This is a genomic window from Pseudomonas sp. GL93 (genome assembly GCF_003408955.1).
GTDB lineage: Bacteria > Pseudomonadota > Gammaproteobacteria > Pseudomonadales > Pseudomonadaceae > Aquipseudomonas > Aquipseudomonas paracarnis.
Genome location: NZ_NKRF01000075.1, coordinates 171,612 through 186,399, shown reverse-complemented (window position 1 = coordinate 186,399; position 14,788 = coordinate 171,612). Strand labels below are relative to the sequence as shown.

11 protein-coding genes are annotated in these 14,788 nt (G+C 62.0%); 9 read left to right on the top strand and 2 right to left on the bottom strand.

What is annotated here, in order from left to right:
* Positions 1–24 precede the first annotated feature (24 nt).
* From CER19_RS14570 to CER19_RS14550, 5 genes are all read left to right on the top strand, one after another.
* On the top strand, positions 25–1,335 hold the full coding sequence (locus CER19_RS14570) for a citrate-proton symporter (protein WP_116666920.1): 1,311 nt from the start codon (positions 25–27) through the stop codon (positions 1,333–1,335).
* Complete coding sequence (locus tag CER19_RS14565; RefSeq protein ID WP_116666919.1) at positions 1,332–2,774, top strand: amidase; 1,443 nt, start codon at positions 1,332–1,334, stop codon at positions 2,772–2,774. Before CER19_RS14570 ends, CER19_RS14565 begins: the two co-directional genes overlap by 4 nt.
* A 64-nt stretch (positions 2,775–2,838) precedes the next feature.
* Positions 2,839–3,597 (top strand): helix-turn-helix domain-containing protein, encoded by a 759-nt coding sequence (locus CER19_RS14560; RefSeq protein ID WP_116666918.1) that lies wholly within the window; start codon positions 2,839–2,841, stop codon positions 3,595–3,597.
* A gap of 119 nt (positions 3,598–3,716) precedes the next feature.
* Positions 3,717–4,298: a YceI family protein gene (locus CER19_RS14555; protein WP_057711908.1), complete on the top strand. Its 582-nt coding sequence runs from the start codon at positions 3,717–3,719 to the stop codon at positions 4,296–4,298.
* A gap of 1 nt (position 4,299) precedes the next feature.
* On the top strand, positions 4,300–5,457 hold the full coding sequence (locus CER19_RS14550) for a phosphatidylserine/phosphatidylglycerophosphate/cardiolipin synthase family protein (protein WP_116666917.1): 1,158 nt from the start codon (positions 4,300–4,302) through the stop codon (positions 5,455–5,457).
* A gap of 114 nt (positions 5,458–5,571) precedes the next feature.
* Here the strand turns inward: CER19_RS14550 and bglX are convergent, their stop codons facing one another.
* The gene (gene bglX, locus CER19_RS14545; protein WP_116666916.1) at positions 5,572–7,863 is read right to left on the bottom strand and encodes a beta-glucosidase BglX; all 2,292 of its coding nucleotides are present in this window, start codon (positions 7,861–7,863) and stop codon (positions 5,572–5,574) included.
* Positions 7,864–8,104: 241 nt separating this feature from the next.
* Between bglX and CER19_RS14540 the strand changes: the two genes are divergently transcribed.
* The 4 genes from CER19_RS14540 (at position 8,105) to CER19_RS14525 (ending at position 11,543) form a co-directional block, all read left to right on the top strand.
* On the top strand, positions 8,105–8,716 hold the full coding sequence (locus CER19_RS14540; RefSeq protein WP_116666915.1) for a LemA family protein: 612 nt from the start codon (positions 8,105–8,107) through the stop codon (positions 8,714–8,716).
* 18 nt (positions 8,717–8,734) lie between these two features.
* Entirely contained in the window at positions 8,735–9,457 is a 723-nt protein-coding gene (locus CER19_RS29295; RefSeq protein ID WP_116666914.1) for a YgcG family protein, read from the top strand.
* A 31-nt stretch (positions 9,458–9,488) separates the two neighbouring features.
* The gene (locus CER19_RS14530; protein WP_034126537.1) at positions 9,489–10,106 is read left to right on the top strand and encodes a TPM domain-containing protein; all 618 of its coding nucleotides are present in this window, start codon (positions 9,489–9,491) and stop codon (positions 10,104–10,106) included.
* 219 nt (positions 10,107–10,325) lie between these two features.
* A complete protein-coding gene (locus CER19_RS14525) occupies positions 10,326–11,543 on the top strand; it encodes an SAM-dependent methyltransferase (RefSeq protein ID WP_116666913.1) in 1,218 nt (405 codons plus the stop codon).
* A 610-nt stretch (positions 11,544–12,153) separates the two neighbouring features.
* On the opposite strand, the gene CER19_RS14515 is transcribed toward CER19_RS14525, so the two are convergent.
* Positions 12,154–14,712, bottom strand: a complete 2,559-nt coding sequence (locus tag CER19_RS14515) for a TonB-dependent receptor (RefSeq protein WP_116666911.1) — start codon at positions 14,710–14,712, stop codon at positions 12,154–12,156.
* Between the last annotated feature and the right edge of the window lie 76 nt (positions 14,713–14,788).

The window sequence follows — 14,788 nt, the reverse complement described above, 5'->3', positions numbered from 1 at the left end:
GATCGGTTGAATGGAGTGTTCCTCATGCAGACTGCAAAACCTGGTGTTTCGCGCACCCGCCAAGTGGTGGCGGCGGTGATCGGCAACGCGTTGGAATGGTATGACTTCATCGTTTACGGTTTCCTGGCTAGCATCATCGCCCGGCAGTTCTTCCCCTCGGAGGACGAATACGCCTCGCTGCTGATGGCGCTGGCGACCTTCGGCGTGGGCTTTTTCATGCGCCCGGTGGGCGGCATCCTGCTGGGCATCTACGCCGACCGCAAAGGCCGCAAGGCGGCGATGCAGTTGATTATCCGGCTGATGACCGTGTCCATCGCGCTGATCGCCTTCGCGCCGAACTACGCCGCCATCGGCATGGGCGCGCCGTTGTTGATCGTAGTGGCGCGCATGCTCCAGGGTTTTGCTACCGGCGGTGAGTACGCGAGTGCCACGGCATTTTTGGTAGAGAGCGCACCGGCCCATCGCAAGGGCTTGTATGGCTCCTGGCAATTGGTGGGGCAGTGCCTGGCGGTGTTCGGTGGGGCGGCGATGGTGGCGTTGGTCACGCATTTCTTTTCGCCCGAAACCCTCGACCTGTGGGGCTGGCGCCTGCCGTTTGTGCTGGGCTTGTTGATCGGCCCGGTGGGGTTGTGGATTCGTCGGCACATGGAAGACCCGGAAGAATTCATCGAGGCGCGCAAGCAGGCCACCGGCCCGGCGCCGAGCCTCATGCAAGTGCTGAGTGAGCATCGGCGCAGTATCCTGGTGTCGATGGGGCTGGCCTGCGGCGCGACGGTGTCGTTTTATGTGGTGCTGGTGAACATGCCGACCTTCGCTCACAAGAACCTTGGCCTGCCGCTGGATCAGGTGCTGATGGTGCAGATGTTTGCGGTGGCGCTGATGACCGTAGTGATTCCGTTGTCCGGCCTGCTCTCGGATCGGCTGGGACGGCGACCGGTGTTGATGGCCTTCACCCTGGCGTTCTTCGTGATGGTCTACCCCTTGTATGTGTGGGTGGCCGCCGCGCCGTCCATCGAGCGCCTGCTGGTGATGCAGGTGATGTTGTGCACCGCGATTGGCGGGTTCTTCGGGCCAGCGCCGACGGCATTGGCCGAGCAGTTCCCTATCGAGGTGCGCTCGACCGGCGTGTCGGTGGCCTATAACGTGGCCGTGATGGTGTTCGGTGGTTTCGCGCCGTTGATCGTGACCTGGCTGACCAAGGTGCTGGGAACGCCGGTGGCGCCCTCGTTTTATGTATTGTTTGCGTGCGTGCTGACGCTGCTGGGCACTTACTGCATGCGCGAGGCACCCCGGGCGAGCAAGCCGCTGCCGTTTTCCAGAGAGGTGAAGCCTTGAGTATTGTTGATTGGGATGCCACTGAGCTGTCGCGGGCCATTCATGGGCGGCAGGTGTCGTGCGAAGAGGTGATGCAGGCGTACCTGGCGCAGATCCAGCGCTTTAACCCTGGCGTGAATGCGCTGGTGTCACTGCGCGACAGCGAGGCCGTGCTGGCCGAGGCGAGGGCCTGCGATCGTGAGTTGGACCGGGGCCACTCCCGTGGCTGGATGCATGGTATGCCCCAGGCCATCAAGGACCTGGCGGCCACCCGGGGCTTGCGTACCACCCTGGGCTCGCCGTTGTTCGCCGAACACGTGCCGGGCGAAGACGCCATCAGCGTGGCGCGGGTGCGGGCCAGTGGCGCGATCATCATCGGCAAGACCAACGTGCCGGAGTTCGGCCTGGGCTCCCACACCTACAACACGCTGTTCGGTACCACCGGCAATGCCTATGACCCGCACTTAGCAGCTGGCGGCAGCAGTGGCGGGGCGGCCGTGGCCCTGGCGCTACGCATGCTGCCGGTGGCCGACGGCAGCGACATGATGGGCTCGCTGCGCAACCCGGCGGCGTTCAACAACGTGTTCGGCTTGCGCCCCTCCCAAGGGCGGGTGCCCCACGGGCCGATGCCGGAGTTGTTCGTGCAGCAACTGGGCACCGAAGGCCCGATGGGGCGCAGCGTGACGGATGTGGCGCGGTTGCTGAGCATCCAGGCCGGTTACGACCCCCGCACGCCTCTGTCGTCCCAGGCCGATCCGGCGGTGCTGGGCCAGCCGTTGCAGCGCGACTTCAAGGGTGTGCGCCTCGGTTGGCTGGGGGACTACAACGGTTATCTGCCGATGGATGATGGCGTGATGAGCCTGTGCGAAGCGGCGCTGGATGATTTCGCCAGGCTGGGCTGTGAAGTGCACAGCTGCCAACCGGACTTTTCCATGGCGCGCCTGTGGCGTTGCTGGCTGGTGCACCGCCATTGGCTGGTGCACGGCAACCTCGGCGCGGCCTACGCTAACCCGCAAAAACGCGCACTGCTCAAGCCCGAGGCCCAATGGGAAGTGGAGGGCGGCCAGGGCTTGAGTGCCCAACAGGTGTACCAGGCGTCGGTGGACCGCAGTGAGTGGTACCGCGCCCTGGCCAAGCTGTTCGAACGTTACGATTTCCTGCTGTTGCCCACTGCCCAGGTGTTCCCTTTCGATGCACAACAGCCTTGGCCGCGCCTCGTCGGCGGGCGTGAAATGGACACTTATCACCGTTGGATGGAGGTGGTGATCGGCCCGACCCTCGCCGGTTTGCCGAGCATGAGCATTCCGGTGGGCTTCAACCCCCAGGGCTTGCCCATGGGCCTGCAAATCATTGGCCCGGCCCAGGCCGACAGGGCCGTGCTGCAATTGGCCTACGCCCATGAGCAACTGACCCAATGGGTACAACGCCGGCCACCGGCGTGCCTTGCAACGACCCGCTGAGCGGTAACCGGGCCTGTATCTTGCTGTGAAAAAAGATCATCCACCGGCAACAGGGAGATCGAACATGGAGACAGGCACCGTACGCTCGGTTGAGCGCGCTCTGGCAATCGTCGAGTTACTGGGCGAGCACCAGGCCCTGGGGCTGGAAGAGTTGCACTACCTCACGCGCCTGCCAAAGGCCACGGTGTCGCGCATGTTGCTGACCTTGCAGGAGCAGGGTTGGGTCTATCGGGGCCTGAGTGATCGGCGTTACCGCCTGCGTGCCCGGCGCTTGTTCGGCGATACCCAGCAACGCTTCAAGCGCCAGGTGGTGGAGAGCGCCGCGCCCTGGTTGCTGGAACTCAGCGAGCGCACCGGGCTGGTGGTGGACTTGTCGTGCTTCGATGGCGAGCGCCTGGAGGTCATGGAGAGTGCGATTCCCAGCGTGTTGCGCAAGCTGTACCCGAATAACTGCCAGATCGTCGGCCAGTACGCCAGCCTGTTTCACTCGGCGATGGGCAAGGCTTGCCTGACGCAATTACCGGCTGAAGAAGTACAGCGCCTGGCAGGCCGCAATCATGTGGCGGCAGACGAGCACTATCGCGCATGCGAGCAATCCCAGCACCAGGGCTTCGGCCAGCGTACCGAGGGCTATTGGGAATATCCGGTGCGTTTGCCGTTCCTGATCCGGGCGGTGGCCTTGCCGGTGCGCGCCAATGGCCGCCTGGTGGGGAGCATGGCATTGCATTGGCCGATGCATCAGGCGCCGGTGGAGCGGGTGTTGAATTTGCATATGGGCAGCCTTGAACAGGCGGTGTGCGAAGTGCAGCGAACGCTGGATTAAAAACACCGCAAACCCTGTGGGAGCTCCCTCGCCACAGCAAGCCAGCTCCCACATTGAATTTGCGCCGGTTGTGAGATTGCGCTTAAGGTTCGCCCAGGTTTTTTGCCCCATGAGTCTTTATGTTCAATGTCAAACCTCTGGTCTTCGCGCTGCTGACCTGTGCCGCCGTGCCCGCCCACGCCGACTGGTACCTGGATAACGAATCCTCACGCCTGTCCTTCGTCACCACCAAAAACACCGAAGTGGCTGAAGTCCAGCGCTTCCTGGTCTTGCATGGCAAGGTCGACGCCAAGGGCGCGGCTCAGCTGGAAGTGGAGCTGGAGTCGATCAACAGCGGCATCCCGCTGCGCGACGAGCGCATGCGTAAAGCGCTGTTCGAGATCAAGACCTTCCCCGAAGCGCAGATCAGCGCGCAAATCAATCTGCAGCCCATCAATGACCTGGCGTCCGGCGCGCAGCTGGAATTGCGCCTGCCCCTGAGCGTCACGCTGCACGGCAAGACCCAGACCTACAGCGCCGAACTGCTGGCCACGCGCCTGGATGATCGACGCTTCCAAGTGGTAACCCTGGAGCCTGTGGTATTGCATGCCGAGGATTTTGACCTGGCGCCCGGTGTGGCGACCTTGCGCAAGGCGGCGGGGCTCAAGTCGATCAGTTTGTCGGTGCCGGTGGGTGCGGTGCTGATCTTCACGGCGCGCTGACATGAGCGGCGCGGTGTTCCCGTGGCGCAGCGCCAATCAGTTCGAATTGCTGATCGACGGGCCGAATTTCTTCCCGCAGATGCTGGTGGGCATCGCCCGTGCCGAGCAGCAGGTTGACCTTGAGTTGTACCTGGTCGAAGCCGGTGCCTGCGCCGAAGCCATGGTGCAGGCACTGGTGCTGGCTGCCGAACGCGGCGTGCAGGTGCGTTGCCTGTTCGACGATTACGGCAGCCTGGCGTTTACCCTGGGGCTGCGCAAGCGCTTGACCGACGCCGGCGTGACGCTGCGCTTTTACAACCGCCTGAATTGGCGGCGCTGGATGCGCAACCTGTATCGCGACCATCGCAAGCTGCTGCTGATCGACCAGCGCATTGCGGTGGTCGGCGGCACCGGTGTCACCGACGAGTTCTGGACGCCGGGGCAAGACACCGCCGACTGGCATGAAGTGATGGTGCAGATCAGCGGCCCGCTGGTGCTGGACTGGCAGGCCCTGTTCGATCGGCAATGGCACGCTAACGCCGCGCGCCGTGAATGGAAACCGGCGACCCACTTTGGTTTGCCTCGCCTGCCCAAGGTGCCCGCCACCGGGCCGGGGCTGGGCCGCGTGGCGTATGCCGATGCGCGTCAGCACCGCGACATTCTGCAATCATTGATTCGCGCCTTGAACAGCAGCAAGGGGCGTATCTGGTTGGCGACCCCGTACTTCCTGCCCACCTGGAGCGTGCGCCGCGCCTTGCGCCGGGCGGCTGGGCGCGGTGTGGACGTGCGTCTGTTGCTCACCGGCCCGCGCACCGATCACCCGTCGGTGCGTTACGCCGGGCACCGTTATTACCCGCGGCTGTTGCGTTCAGGGGTGCAGATCTTCGAATACCAGCCGTGCTTCCTGCACTTGAAGATGGTGCTGGTGGACGATTGGGTGAGCATTGGCTCGTGCAATTTCGACCACTGGAATCTGCGCTTCAACCTGGAAGCCAACCTGGAGGCGCTGGACCCGCAATTGACGGCGGCCGTGGTGGGCAGTTTCGAAGCGGACTTTGCCCAGAGCCAGGCGGTGAGCCTGGAGGCATGGAAGGCGCGGCCATTGTGGCGGCGGGTAAAGCAGCGGGTGTGGGGCTGGATTGATCGGTTGGTGGTGAATCTGCTGGATCGACGCGGCTAGGCGGGCCACCTCAACCCAATGTAGGAGCTGGCTTGCCTGCGATGGCGGTGGTGAATATTCCACCGCCATCGCAGGCAAGCCAGCTCCCACCCAGACCGTGTTTACAGCTTCAGATCAGAGCAGTTCGAAGGTTTGTTGCTGCACATCCTGGGAATCCAGCCCGATCTGCACATTGAACTCCCCCGGTTCGGCCGCGTACTTGAGCTGGCTGTTGTAGAACTTCAGGTCGTCCTCGGTGAGGGTGAAGTGCAGCGTGCGGGCTTCACCGGCCTTGAGCATGACCTTCTGGAAGTTCTTCAGCTCCTTGATCGGGCGGATCATCGAGCCGGCTACGTCCTGGATATACAACTGCACCACGGTTTCGCCATCGACCTTGCCGGTGTTCTTCACGGTGACGCTGGCGTCGAGCTTGCCGGTCTTGTTCAGGGTGGTGGACGACAGTGCCATGTCCGACAGGCTGAACTGGGTGTAGCTCAGGCCATAACCAAAGGGAAACAGGGGACCTGTGGTGTCATCGAAGTACTGCGAGGTGTAGTTGCCCGGCTTGCCTGGGGTGAACGGCCGGCCGATGGTCAGGTGATTGTAGTAGGTGGGAATCTGCCCCACCGAACGCGGGAAGGTGATCGGCAGCTTGCCCGACGGGTTGTAGTCGCCGAACAGCACGTCGGCGATGGCGTTGCCGCCTTCGGTACCTGCGAACCAGGTTTCCAGAATCGCATCGGCCTGTTGGTTCTCTTCGAGAATCGACAGCGGACGGCCGTTCATCAACACCAGCACCAGCGGTTTGCCGGTGGCTTTGAGGGCCTTGATCAAGTCGCGCTGGCTTTGCGGGATGTTCAGGTCGGTGCGGCTCGACGATTCGTGGGACATGCCACGGGACTCGCCCACCGCCGCGACGATAACGTCGGCGTTGTTCGCCGCCTTCACCGCTTCATCAATCAGCACCTGGGCAGGGCGCGGGTCGTCCACCACTTCCGGGGCATCGAAGTTGAGGAAGTTAAGGTAGTCGAGCACTGCCTTGTCGCCGGTGATGTTGGCGCCACGGGCATAGATCACTTTGCCTTTTTCGCCGATCACGGCGTTCATGCCGTCGAGCAGGGTCACCGATTGCGCAGGCCGGCCGGCAGCAGCCCAACTGCCCATCATGTCGATGGGTGCCTTGGCCAGCGGGCCGACCAGGGCAATGGTCGCGGACTTTTTCAGCGGCAGGGTGTCGTTGTGGTTCTTGAGCAACACCAGGCTGCGGCGCGCAATGTCGCGGGCCTCGGTGCGGTGCAGGCGGCTGTCGGCGTAGGTGTCGACCGGGTCATCCTCGGCCTTGCCGATGCGCAGGTACGGGTCCTTGAACAGGCCCATGTCGTACTTGGCGCCGAGCACTTCGCGCACGGCGTTGTCGATGTCGCTCTGCTGGATCTCGCCAGACTTGAGCAACCCAGGCAATTCCTTGCCATACAGCGAGTCGTTCATGCTCATGTCGATGCCGGCCTTGATCGCCAGCTTGGCGGCTTCACGCCCGTCCTTGGCTACGCCGTGCTTGATCAGCTCGAAGATCGCGCCATGGTCGCTGACGGTCAGGCCCTTGAAGCCCCAGTCCTTGCGCAGCAGGTCGTTCATCAGCCAGGTGTTGGCGGTGGCAGGCACGCCGTTGATCGAGTTGAGTGCCACCATCACGCCGCCGGAGCCGGCCTTGATCGCTGCGTGGTAGGGCGGCAGGTAGTCCTGGTACATCTTGACCGGGCTCATGTCGACCACGTTGTAGTCGCGCCCGCCTTCCACCGCGCCATAGAGGGCAAAGTGCTTGACGCTGGCCATGAGGCTGTCGGCATTCGCGGGGCTGGTGCCCTGGAACGCCTTGACCATGACTTCGGCAATGCGTGACACCAGGTAGGTGTCTTCACCGAAACCTTCGGAGGTGCGGCCCCAGCGCGGGTCACGGGAGATATCGACCATTGGCGCAAACGTGATATCGAGGCTGTCGGCGGCGGCTTCCTGGGCGGCGATGCGTCCGGAGCGGCCAATGGCGTCCATGTCCCAGCTGGAAGCCAGGGCCAGGCTGATCGGGAAAATGGTGCGGTGGCCGTGGATCACGTCGTAGGCGAAGAACATCGGGATCTTCAAGCGGCTGCGCATGGCCGCGTCCTGCATCGGACGGTTTTCCGGGCGGGTGATGGAGTTGAACGTGCCACCGATGCGGCCGGCGGCGATTTCCTTGCGGATCAGCTCGCGGGGCATTTCCGGGCCGATGCTGATCAGGCGCAATTGGCCGATCTTCTCATCCAGGGTCATTTGCTTGAGCAGGTCGCTGACGAAGGCGTCCTTGTCGTTAAGCGCAGCAGGCTTTGTTTCTGCCCATACGGGGTGAGTGGCCAGAGTGGCAACAAGGCCGAGCAAACACAGCTTTTTCATGAATATCCTTTTTCGGCGACTGCGCAGCATTCAAAGAGATGCTGTCGGCCAAAATGTGGGGAACGTCTATTGTTGTTCGGGTGTTGTTCAGATAAATGCAGCACACTCTGAACTCTTTTTCGCGCTGGGCATCTTTGTAGCTGATTGGCTCGAAGCATTCCAGTGGTGGCGGATTATGCCCCAAGCGCGTGGTTTATAGGGTTAGTCGTCACATTCCATCAGATTGGGCAGGAGAAACACCATGCAAGCAGCACACACTTATCGCTGGGGCTTCAAGGCTGCGGCGCTGTTATTGGTCAGCAGCGTGCTGAGCGGTTGCGGCATCAACAACATCCCGACCTTGGACGAACAGGCCAAGGCCGCCTGGGGCCAGGTGCAGAACCAGTACCAGCGCCGTGCCGACCTGATCCCCAACCTGGTGGAAACGGTGAAGGCGTATGCCGCCCACGAACAAGAGACCCTCACCGCGGTGATTGAAGCGCGGGCCAAGGCCACCTCGATCCAGGTGGATGCCAGCACCCTGGACAACCCCGAGAAACTCAAGCAGTTCCAGCAAGCCCAAGATGGTCTGAGCGGCGCACTCAGCCGTTTGATGGTGGTGTCCGAGCGTTACCCGGACCTGAAGGCCAACCAGAACTTCCTGGCCTTGCAATCGCAACTTGAAGGCACCGAGAACCGTATCGCTGTGTCTCGCCGTGACTTTATCCAGGCCGTACAGGCTTACAACACCGAGATCCGTACTTTCCCGGGCCGCCTGTGGCACAGCGTGATGTACAGCGACTTGCCGATCCGCGCCACGTTTGAAGCCACCAGCGCCGATGCCGATAAAGCGCCGCAAGTGAAGTTCAAATAAGGCTGCACTGAGGTGTCGATGCGTTTATTACGGATAGGCCTGGCGCTGTGGCTGTTGGCCTGTGTGGGCGCGGCCCAGGCGGCGCTGACCTTCCCGGCGCTGACCGGCCGGGTGGTGGACAGCGCGCAGATGATCGACCCGGCGGTGCGCGAGCAACTGACCCAACAATTGCAGGCGCTGGAACAAACCTCGGGCGACCAGCTGGTGGTGGTCACCGTGCCCGACCTGCAAGGCGTGCCCATTGAGGACTACGGTTATCAATTGGGCCGCCAGTGGGGCATTGGTCAGAAGGGCAAGGACAACGGCGCGCTGTTGATCGTTGCCCGTGATGACCGCCAGTTGCGCATCGAAGTCGGCTATGGCCTGGAAGGCGTGCTGACGGATGCGCAATCCTGGGTGATCATTAACCAGGTGATCCTGCCAAAGTTCAAGGCCGGCAATTTCAGCCAGGGCATCAGCGACGGCGTGGCCGCCATGATCCAGGTGGTGGGCGGTGAGCCCTTGGCGGTGCCGGCCCATGTGGCGGATGCGAACTTCGCCATGGATAATCCCGGTTTTTCCATCGGCCTGTTTATTCTGCTGATCGGCGTGTTGTGGTTGTGCAATCGCATGGGCTTGCCGGTGGGCGCTATCCTGCTGGCGATTCTCAACAGCAGCGGGCGCGGCGGCGGTGGCGGTGGCGGTGGTTTCCGCGGCGGCGGCGGCGGTTTTGGCGGTGGCGGGGCTTCGGGCAGCTGGTAATGACAATAACGAGAATAGAGCATCTACAACCATGGCATTACTGACTGAACACGAGCAGCGCCAAGTCGCCGAAGCGATCGCCCGGGTCGAGAAAACCACCGACGCGGAGTTGGTCACCGTGCTGGCGGCGCGCGCCGACGACTACGCCTACATTCCGTTGCTGTGGGCGAGCTTGATCGCGTTGGTGGTGCCGGGCGTGGTGCATTACCTGTCGGGCTACTTGACCATGTACACCTTGCTGGTGGCGCAGTGGGCGACGTTCATTGTGCTGTGCCTGGTGTTCCGCTTGCCCAAGGTCACCACCCGGCTGATTCCGCGTTCGGTACGTCACTGGCGTGCGTCCAACCTGGCGCGGCGGCAGTTTCTGGAGCAGAACCTGCACCACACAGTGGGCAGCACCGGGGTGCTGATTTTTGTCAGCGAGGCCGAGCGGTATGTGGAGATCCTGGTGGATGACGGGATTTCCAAGCGCCTGGATGACAGCAATTGGGACGCCATTGTCCAGGCGTTTACCCAGCAGGTGAAACAGGGGCAGACGCTCGCCGGGTTCATCGCCTGCGTTGAAGCTTGTGGCGAGTTGCTCAAGGTGCATGTGCCCGTTACCCAAACCCGCAACGAACTGCCCAATCGCCTGGTCGTACTCGAATAACTGCTTTCTGTAGGAGCGAGCTTGCTCGCGAAAAACTTTCAGACGCCGCGTTCATTCAGGACACCCGCGTTATCGTTGACGTTTTTCGCGAGCAAGCTCGCTCCTACACAAGGCAGCATCCTTATTCGGGTTGATTGACCGTTGATCAAATAACCCCGTGCCCTGAACCCCCATCCCGCCTAAAATGCCCGGCATTCTTTACCCGAGGCGTTTTTGTTCATGTCCGTCACCGCTCAACCTGCCCGCCCTGCGCCGGATCATCATGCCCAGTTCATCGAACTGTTGAGCGCAAGCTTGGCCCAGAACGCTTTTATCAAGCTGGTGCTGGCCAAGTACGTCGGTGAGGAAGCCGAGTTGCAGCGGCTGATCATCAAGCCGGTGGTCGTCAAGGACCAGCCTTGCCTGTCGTTCGTCTATCGCTACAAGACCCGCGACATCACCAAGAACTTTCCCTTGGCCGACGGTGTGGCGGCGATCGGCGAGCTGTTGCCCAGCTCGTTCAAGAACGCGCACTTGCTGGCGCTGACTGACGAAGCCCAGTTGGAATACAGCAAGAAGAACAAAAGCTCGCTGTTCAAAAGCAAACCGCAGCAACTGCGCGAGGCGCCTTCGGCTGAGCATAACCGCGAAAAAAATCGCTTCCTCGACCTGAGCCGGCCGTTCCTCGCCGACCTGGGCGTGACCGACGCCAGGCAGGCGCTGATCCCCTCGATGTCGCGCAAGTGGAAGCAGATCAACAAGTTCATCGAAGTGTTCAGCCATGCGCTGACGTCGTCGCCGTTGCAGCTCGACCGCCCGGTGCGCGTCGCTGATTTCGGCTCGGGCAAGGGCTACCTGACCTTCGCTATTCACGATTACCTGCGCAATACCCTCAAGGCCGAGGGCGAGGTCACCGGTGTCGAGTTGCGTGAAGACATGGTCACCCTGTGCAACAGCGCCGCTGCGCGCCTGGAGCATCCGGGGCTGGTGTTCAAATGCGGCGATGTACGCAGCGTGGCGCCCAGTGAGCTGGACGTGATGATTGCCTTGCATGCCTGCGACATCGCCACCGACTACGCGATCCACACCGGCATCCGTTCCGGTGCGTCGATCATCATGTGCTCGCCGTGTTGCCACAAACAGATCCGCCTGCAGATCCAGAGCCCGGCGCTGCTCAAGCCGATGCTGCAATACGGCCTGCACCTGGGCCAGCAGGCGGAAATGGTCACCGACAGCCTGCGTGCATTGTTCCTTGAAGCCTGTGGCTATGAGACCAAGGTGTTCGAGTTCATCTCGCTGGAACACACCAACAAGAACAAGATGATCCTGGCGGTCAAACGTGCCGAGCCTGTGGACAACGCGCAGCTATTGGCGAAAATCCAGGAACTCAAGGCGTTCTATCACATCACCGAGCACTGCCTGGAAACCCTGTTGCGCGGGGATGGCTACCTGGCCTGAAATGGGCGCGGTTCCTTGTGGGAGCTTGCTCCCGTGACGGCCCCGGCGGCCAGCGCATATCTACCTGACGCCCCGCGATCCAAATGTGGGAGCTGGCTTGCCTGCGAAGACGGCCTGCCAGCCAACGCTTATCTACCAGACACCCCGCGATCCAACTGTGGGAGCGGGCTTGCTCGCGAAGGCGGCCTGGCAGTCAACACCGTTGGATTGTGTGTATATCCATTCATGCGGTAACGGCCACTTAGGGTTCCGCCCTGACGGCGGCTCACTTTGCAAAAGCGGCAAAGTAAGCAAAACGCTCTTGCCCCACCACTCGGCACCTCGCTTAGGCTCGGTGTGCCCGTAATCCGCCAGTGATTTGGGGGGCCGCCGCCACGCGCCATCCATGGCGCGGGGCGGCTAAACCGGCATCCCTGCCGGTTTACCCCCAAATCCCTGTCGAATTCCGGCCAGCGTGGTTTAACGGGGCGCCTGAGATCAAAAGCAGATCAAGATCAAGGTCAAGAGCGACTCGCTTCGCATCGTGGTTACCGTCGACTGTTACAGCGTTGTGTGGATACTTATGGCTATAGCAGGCAAGCCAGCTCCCACATTTGGAATGCGTGCGTGGTTAGAAGAACCGCGTCACGCTGATCTTCGCATCCCGCCCCTTGGTGTAGGCCCGATCACCGCTCAAGGCTGGGCGGAAGTTTTTGTTGAACAGGTTGTCCACCGTGAAGTTCACCTCGGTGCCTTTGAGGTACGCCTGATGCGGTGTCCATTTGGCGAACAGGCCCTGGGTGTTGTAGCGCTTGTTGCCGTACTGGTCGTAGAACACATCGCCGATGCTGGAGCCCGGGCCGCCCGAATATTTGTCGCTGGGCAGGCGGTCGGTGGCGCCGATGAATTGGCCCATCCAGCCCACCTGGGCATCCCAGGCCGGGATGTGAGTGCCCAATACCAGCACCCATTTGGTCGGCGGAATATCCCGCGCTGCCACATCCGGGCCCCAGGGGTTGGTGTAGGCACCTTGGTGCTGGCCCTTGGCATAGGCGAACGACACCGAGCCAAACAGGTAGGTGGAGTTGTAGATCGACTCGAGTTCGACACCCTTGATGGTCAGGCTGCCGATATTGCGGTAGTTGGACGCAGGCCCTGGCGGGCAAGCTGAAGCGATGCTGCCGCCGTTGACAGCCTGGTTCTGGCAGCCCACGCCGGTGGCCTTGAAGATCTCGTCTTCGACCTTGTTGTGAAACAGGGTGGTGCGCAGTTGCAGGTTGTCGTCCTGGGCGATCAGGTTGTCGAAGCTGGTGATGTTGCCCAGGGTGATCGAGGTGATGCGCTCCGGGTCCAGGTCGACGCTGGTGGCGGTGCGACTGCCCACGCCCTGCACTTCGTATTGTTCGTCGATCACCGGGGCGCGCCAGGTCTGGCTCCAGTTGGCGAACATCCCCACATTCGGCGTCACGGTCCAGACCAGCGCCAGGCGTGGCGACCAGCCGGGGTAGGTGCGGTCGCTGTAGTCGTGACCCGCTGCCGGGCTGGCGTTGTTGTAGTAGGGCGCATCGTTGCCTTCGCCGCGGTTGCGCACATGGTCATAGCGCAGGGACGGTGTGATCGTCACGTCGCCCAACGTCACCGCGTCCTGGATAAAGAAGCTGTTGGTATCGACCTTGCCGTGGGGCATGAAGCCCGGCTGGAAGTGCCCGTAGTTGTAGCGCGGTGTGTTGTAGGTGGCGCCGGGCATCCACATTTCGGTTTCGCGGGTGTGCTTGCGGATTTGCCCGCCGACCGTCACGGCATGCTGCAAGGGGCCGGTGTCGAACAGGCTGACGTTGCGGATGTCCAGGAGCTTGTCGGTGTAGGCGGTGTCCATCTTGCGCCCGCCGGTGGCCAACTGGAAAAACGCCGTGGCGTCACGCTCATCGGTCTGCTCGGTGTTGGACTGGGAGTACTTGATGGTTAAGTCCACCAGCGGATTGTCCAGCGGCTGGTATTCATACTTGCCCGACCAGGTGGTGTCGACCGTGTCACGGTGGGCGAGGAAACGCTTCAACGCGCCTTCGTAGCCGTAGCGGTCGATGTTGAACTGGGTTGGCGGCGTGGGGTAGCTGGCGGCGGAAAACGGGGTCCAGCGGTTGCTGTGGGAGCGCGAGTACGACAGCCCGACACTGTGCTCATCGGTAAAGTGTGCGTTGACCTTGAACAGCTTGCCGTCCACATCCTGGGCACTGTTGGGCAGGCGCTGAGGGTTGATCGGGTACTCATTGTTGTCGTTGGGCAACTTGGCGGCCACTTTCATATCGCCGCCGTCGCGTTGGGTCAGGTAGGCCAGCGCATCGAAACGGCCGTCGTCGGTACGGCCATACACGGCACTGCTGTAGACCTGCTCATGGTCGTTGCTGGAGTAGCCATATTTGAGCATCGCACCGCTGTTGCGGCCGTCTTTGAGCAGGTCCGGGGCGTCCTTGGTGACCATGTTGACCGTGCCGCCGAAGCCGCCATTACCGGTGAAAGGCGAGTTGGGGCCTTTTTCCACTTCGATGCGCTTGATCAGCTCGGGCTCGATAAACACCGTGCCTTGCTGGTAACGCTCAAAGCCCGTCTTGGTGGCGCCGTCGACGGTCAGCGGTACGTCTTCGGCATCGCCGAAGCCGCGGATGTTGATGGTTTGGCCACCGGGTTTCAAGGAGCCGCCCTGGCTGACACCGGGCAAGGTCTGCAACAGGCTGGGGATGTTATTGGACTGGTAGCGGTCGATGTCGGCCTGGGTCAGGGTGGAGCGGTTGACGGTGCTGGCGTTCACCTCGTTGCCGGTGCCGATCACGCTCAGGGTGTCCAACTGGATTGCGCCACCGGTGGTGGTTTTACCCTCATCGGGGCGCACCACGTAGGTACTGCCGACCTTGAGCAGGATGAGTTCACCGTTTTTGAGCAGGGAGCGAATGGCCACTTCCGGGGTGTAGTCACCGTTAAGCGCCGGGGCCTGCACGTTCTTGAGCAGGGTTTCATCGAACAGCAGCTGGATTTTCGCCTGTTGGGCCACCTGGCTCAGGGACGTGGCCAGCGACTGGGCCGGCAGGTGCAGCTTGAACGACTCGGCTTCGGCGCTGAGGCTCAAGGCCAGGCACGTAGCCATGAGTGTCGGTCGAAGAAACAGGTGCGAAGCGTGACAAGGCGCGCGAAACATGAAATCCCCCGGAGCGGCTAAATAGCCAAAAAGGTGTGCGTATCAAACACAGACGGGAGGAAGACGGTGCAGGCAA

Excerpts from the sequence above, each read along its gene's own strand:
- CER19_RS14570 (WP_116666920.1), top strand. The coding sequence starts at position 25 with ATGCAGACTGCAAAACCTGGTGTTTCGCGCACCCGCCAAGTGGTGGCG.
- CER19_RS14560 (WP_116666918.1), top strand. The coding sequence starts at position 2,839 with ATGGAGACAGGCACCGTACGCTCGGTTGAGCGCGCTCTGGCAATCGTC.
- CER19_RS14555 (WP_057711908.1), top strand. The coding sequence starts at position 3,717 with ATGTTCAATGTCAAACCTCTGGTCTTCGCGCTGCTGACCTGTGCCGCC.
- CER19_RS14550 (WP_116666917.1), top strand. The coding sequence starts at position 4,300 with ATGAGCGGCGCGGTGTTCCCGTGGCGCAGCGCCAATCAGTTCGAATTG.
- bglX (WP_116666916.1), bottom strand. The coding sequence starts at position 7,863 with ATGAAAAAGCTGTGTTTGCTCGGCCTTGTTGCCACTCTGGCCACTCAC.
- CER19_RS14540 (WP_116666915.1), top strand. The coding sequence starts at position 8,105 with ATGCAAGCAGCACACACTTATCGCTGGGGCTTCAAGGCTGCGGCGCTG.
- CER19_RS29295 (WP_116666914.1), top strand. The coding sequence starts at position 8,735 with ATGCGTTTATTACGGATAGGCCTGGCGCTGTGGCTGTTGGCCTGTGTG.
- CER19_RS14530 (WP_034126537.1), top strand. The coding sequence starts at position 9,489 with ATGGCATTACTGACTGAACACGAGCAGCGCCAAGTCGCCGAAGCGATC.
- CER19_RS14525 (WP_116666913.1), top strand. The coding sequence starts at position 10,326 with ATGTCCGTCACCGCTCAACCTGCCCGCCCTGCGCCGGATCATCATGCC.
- CER19_RS14515 (WP_116666911.1), bottom strand. The coding sequence starts at position 14,712 with ATGTTTCGCGCGCCTTGTCACGCTTCGCACCTGTTTCTTCGACCGACA.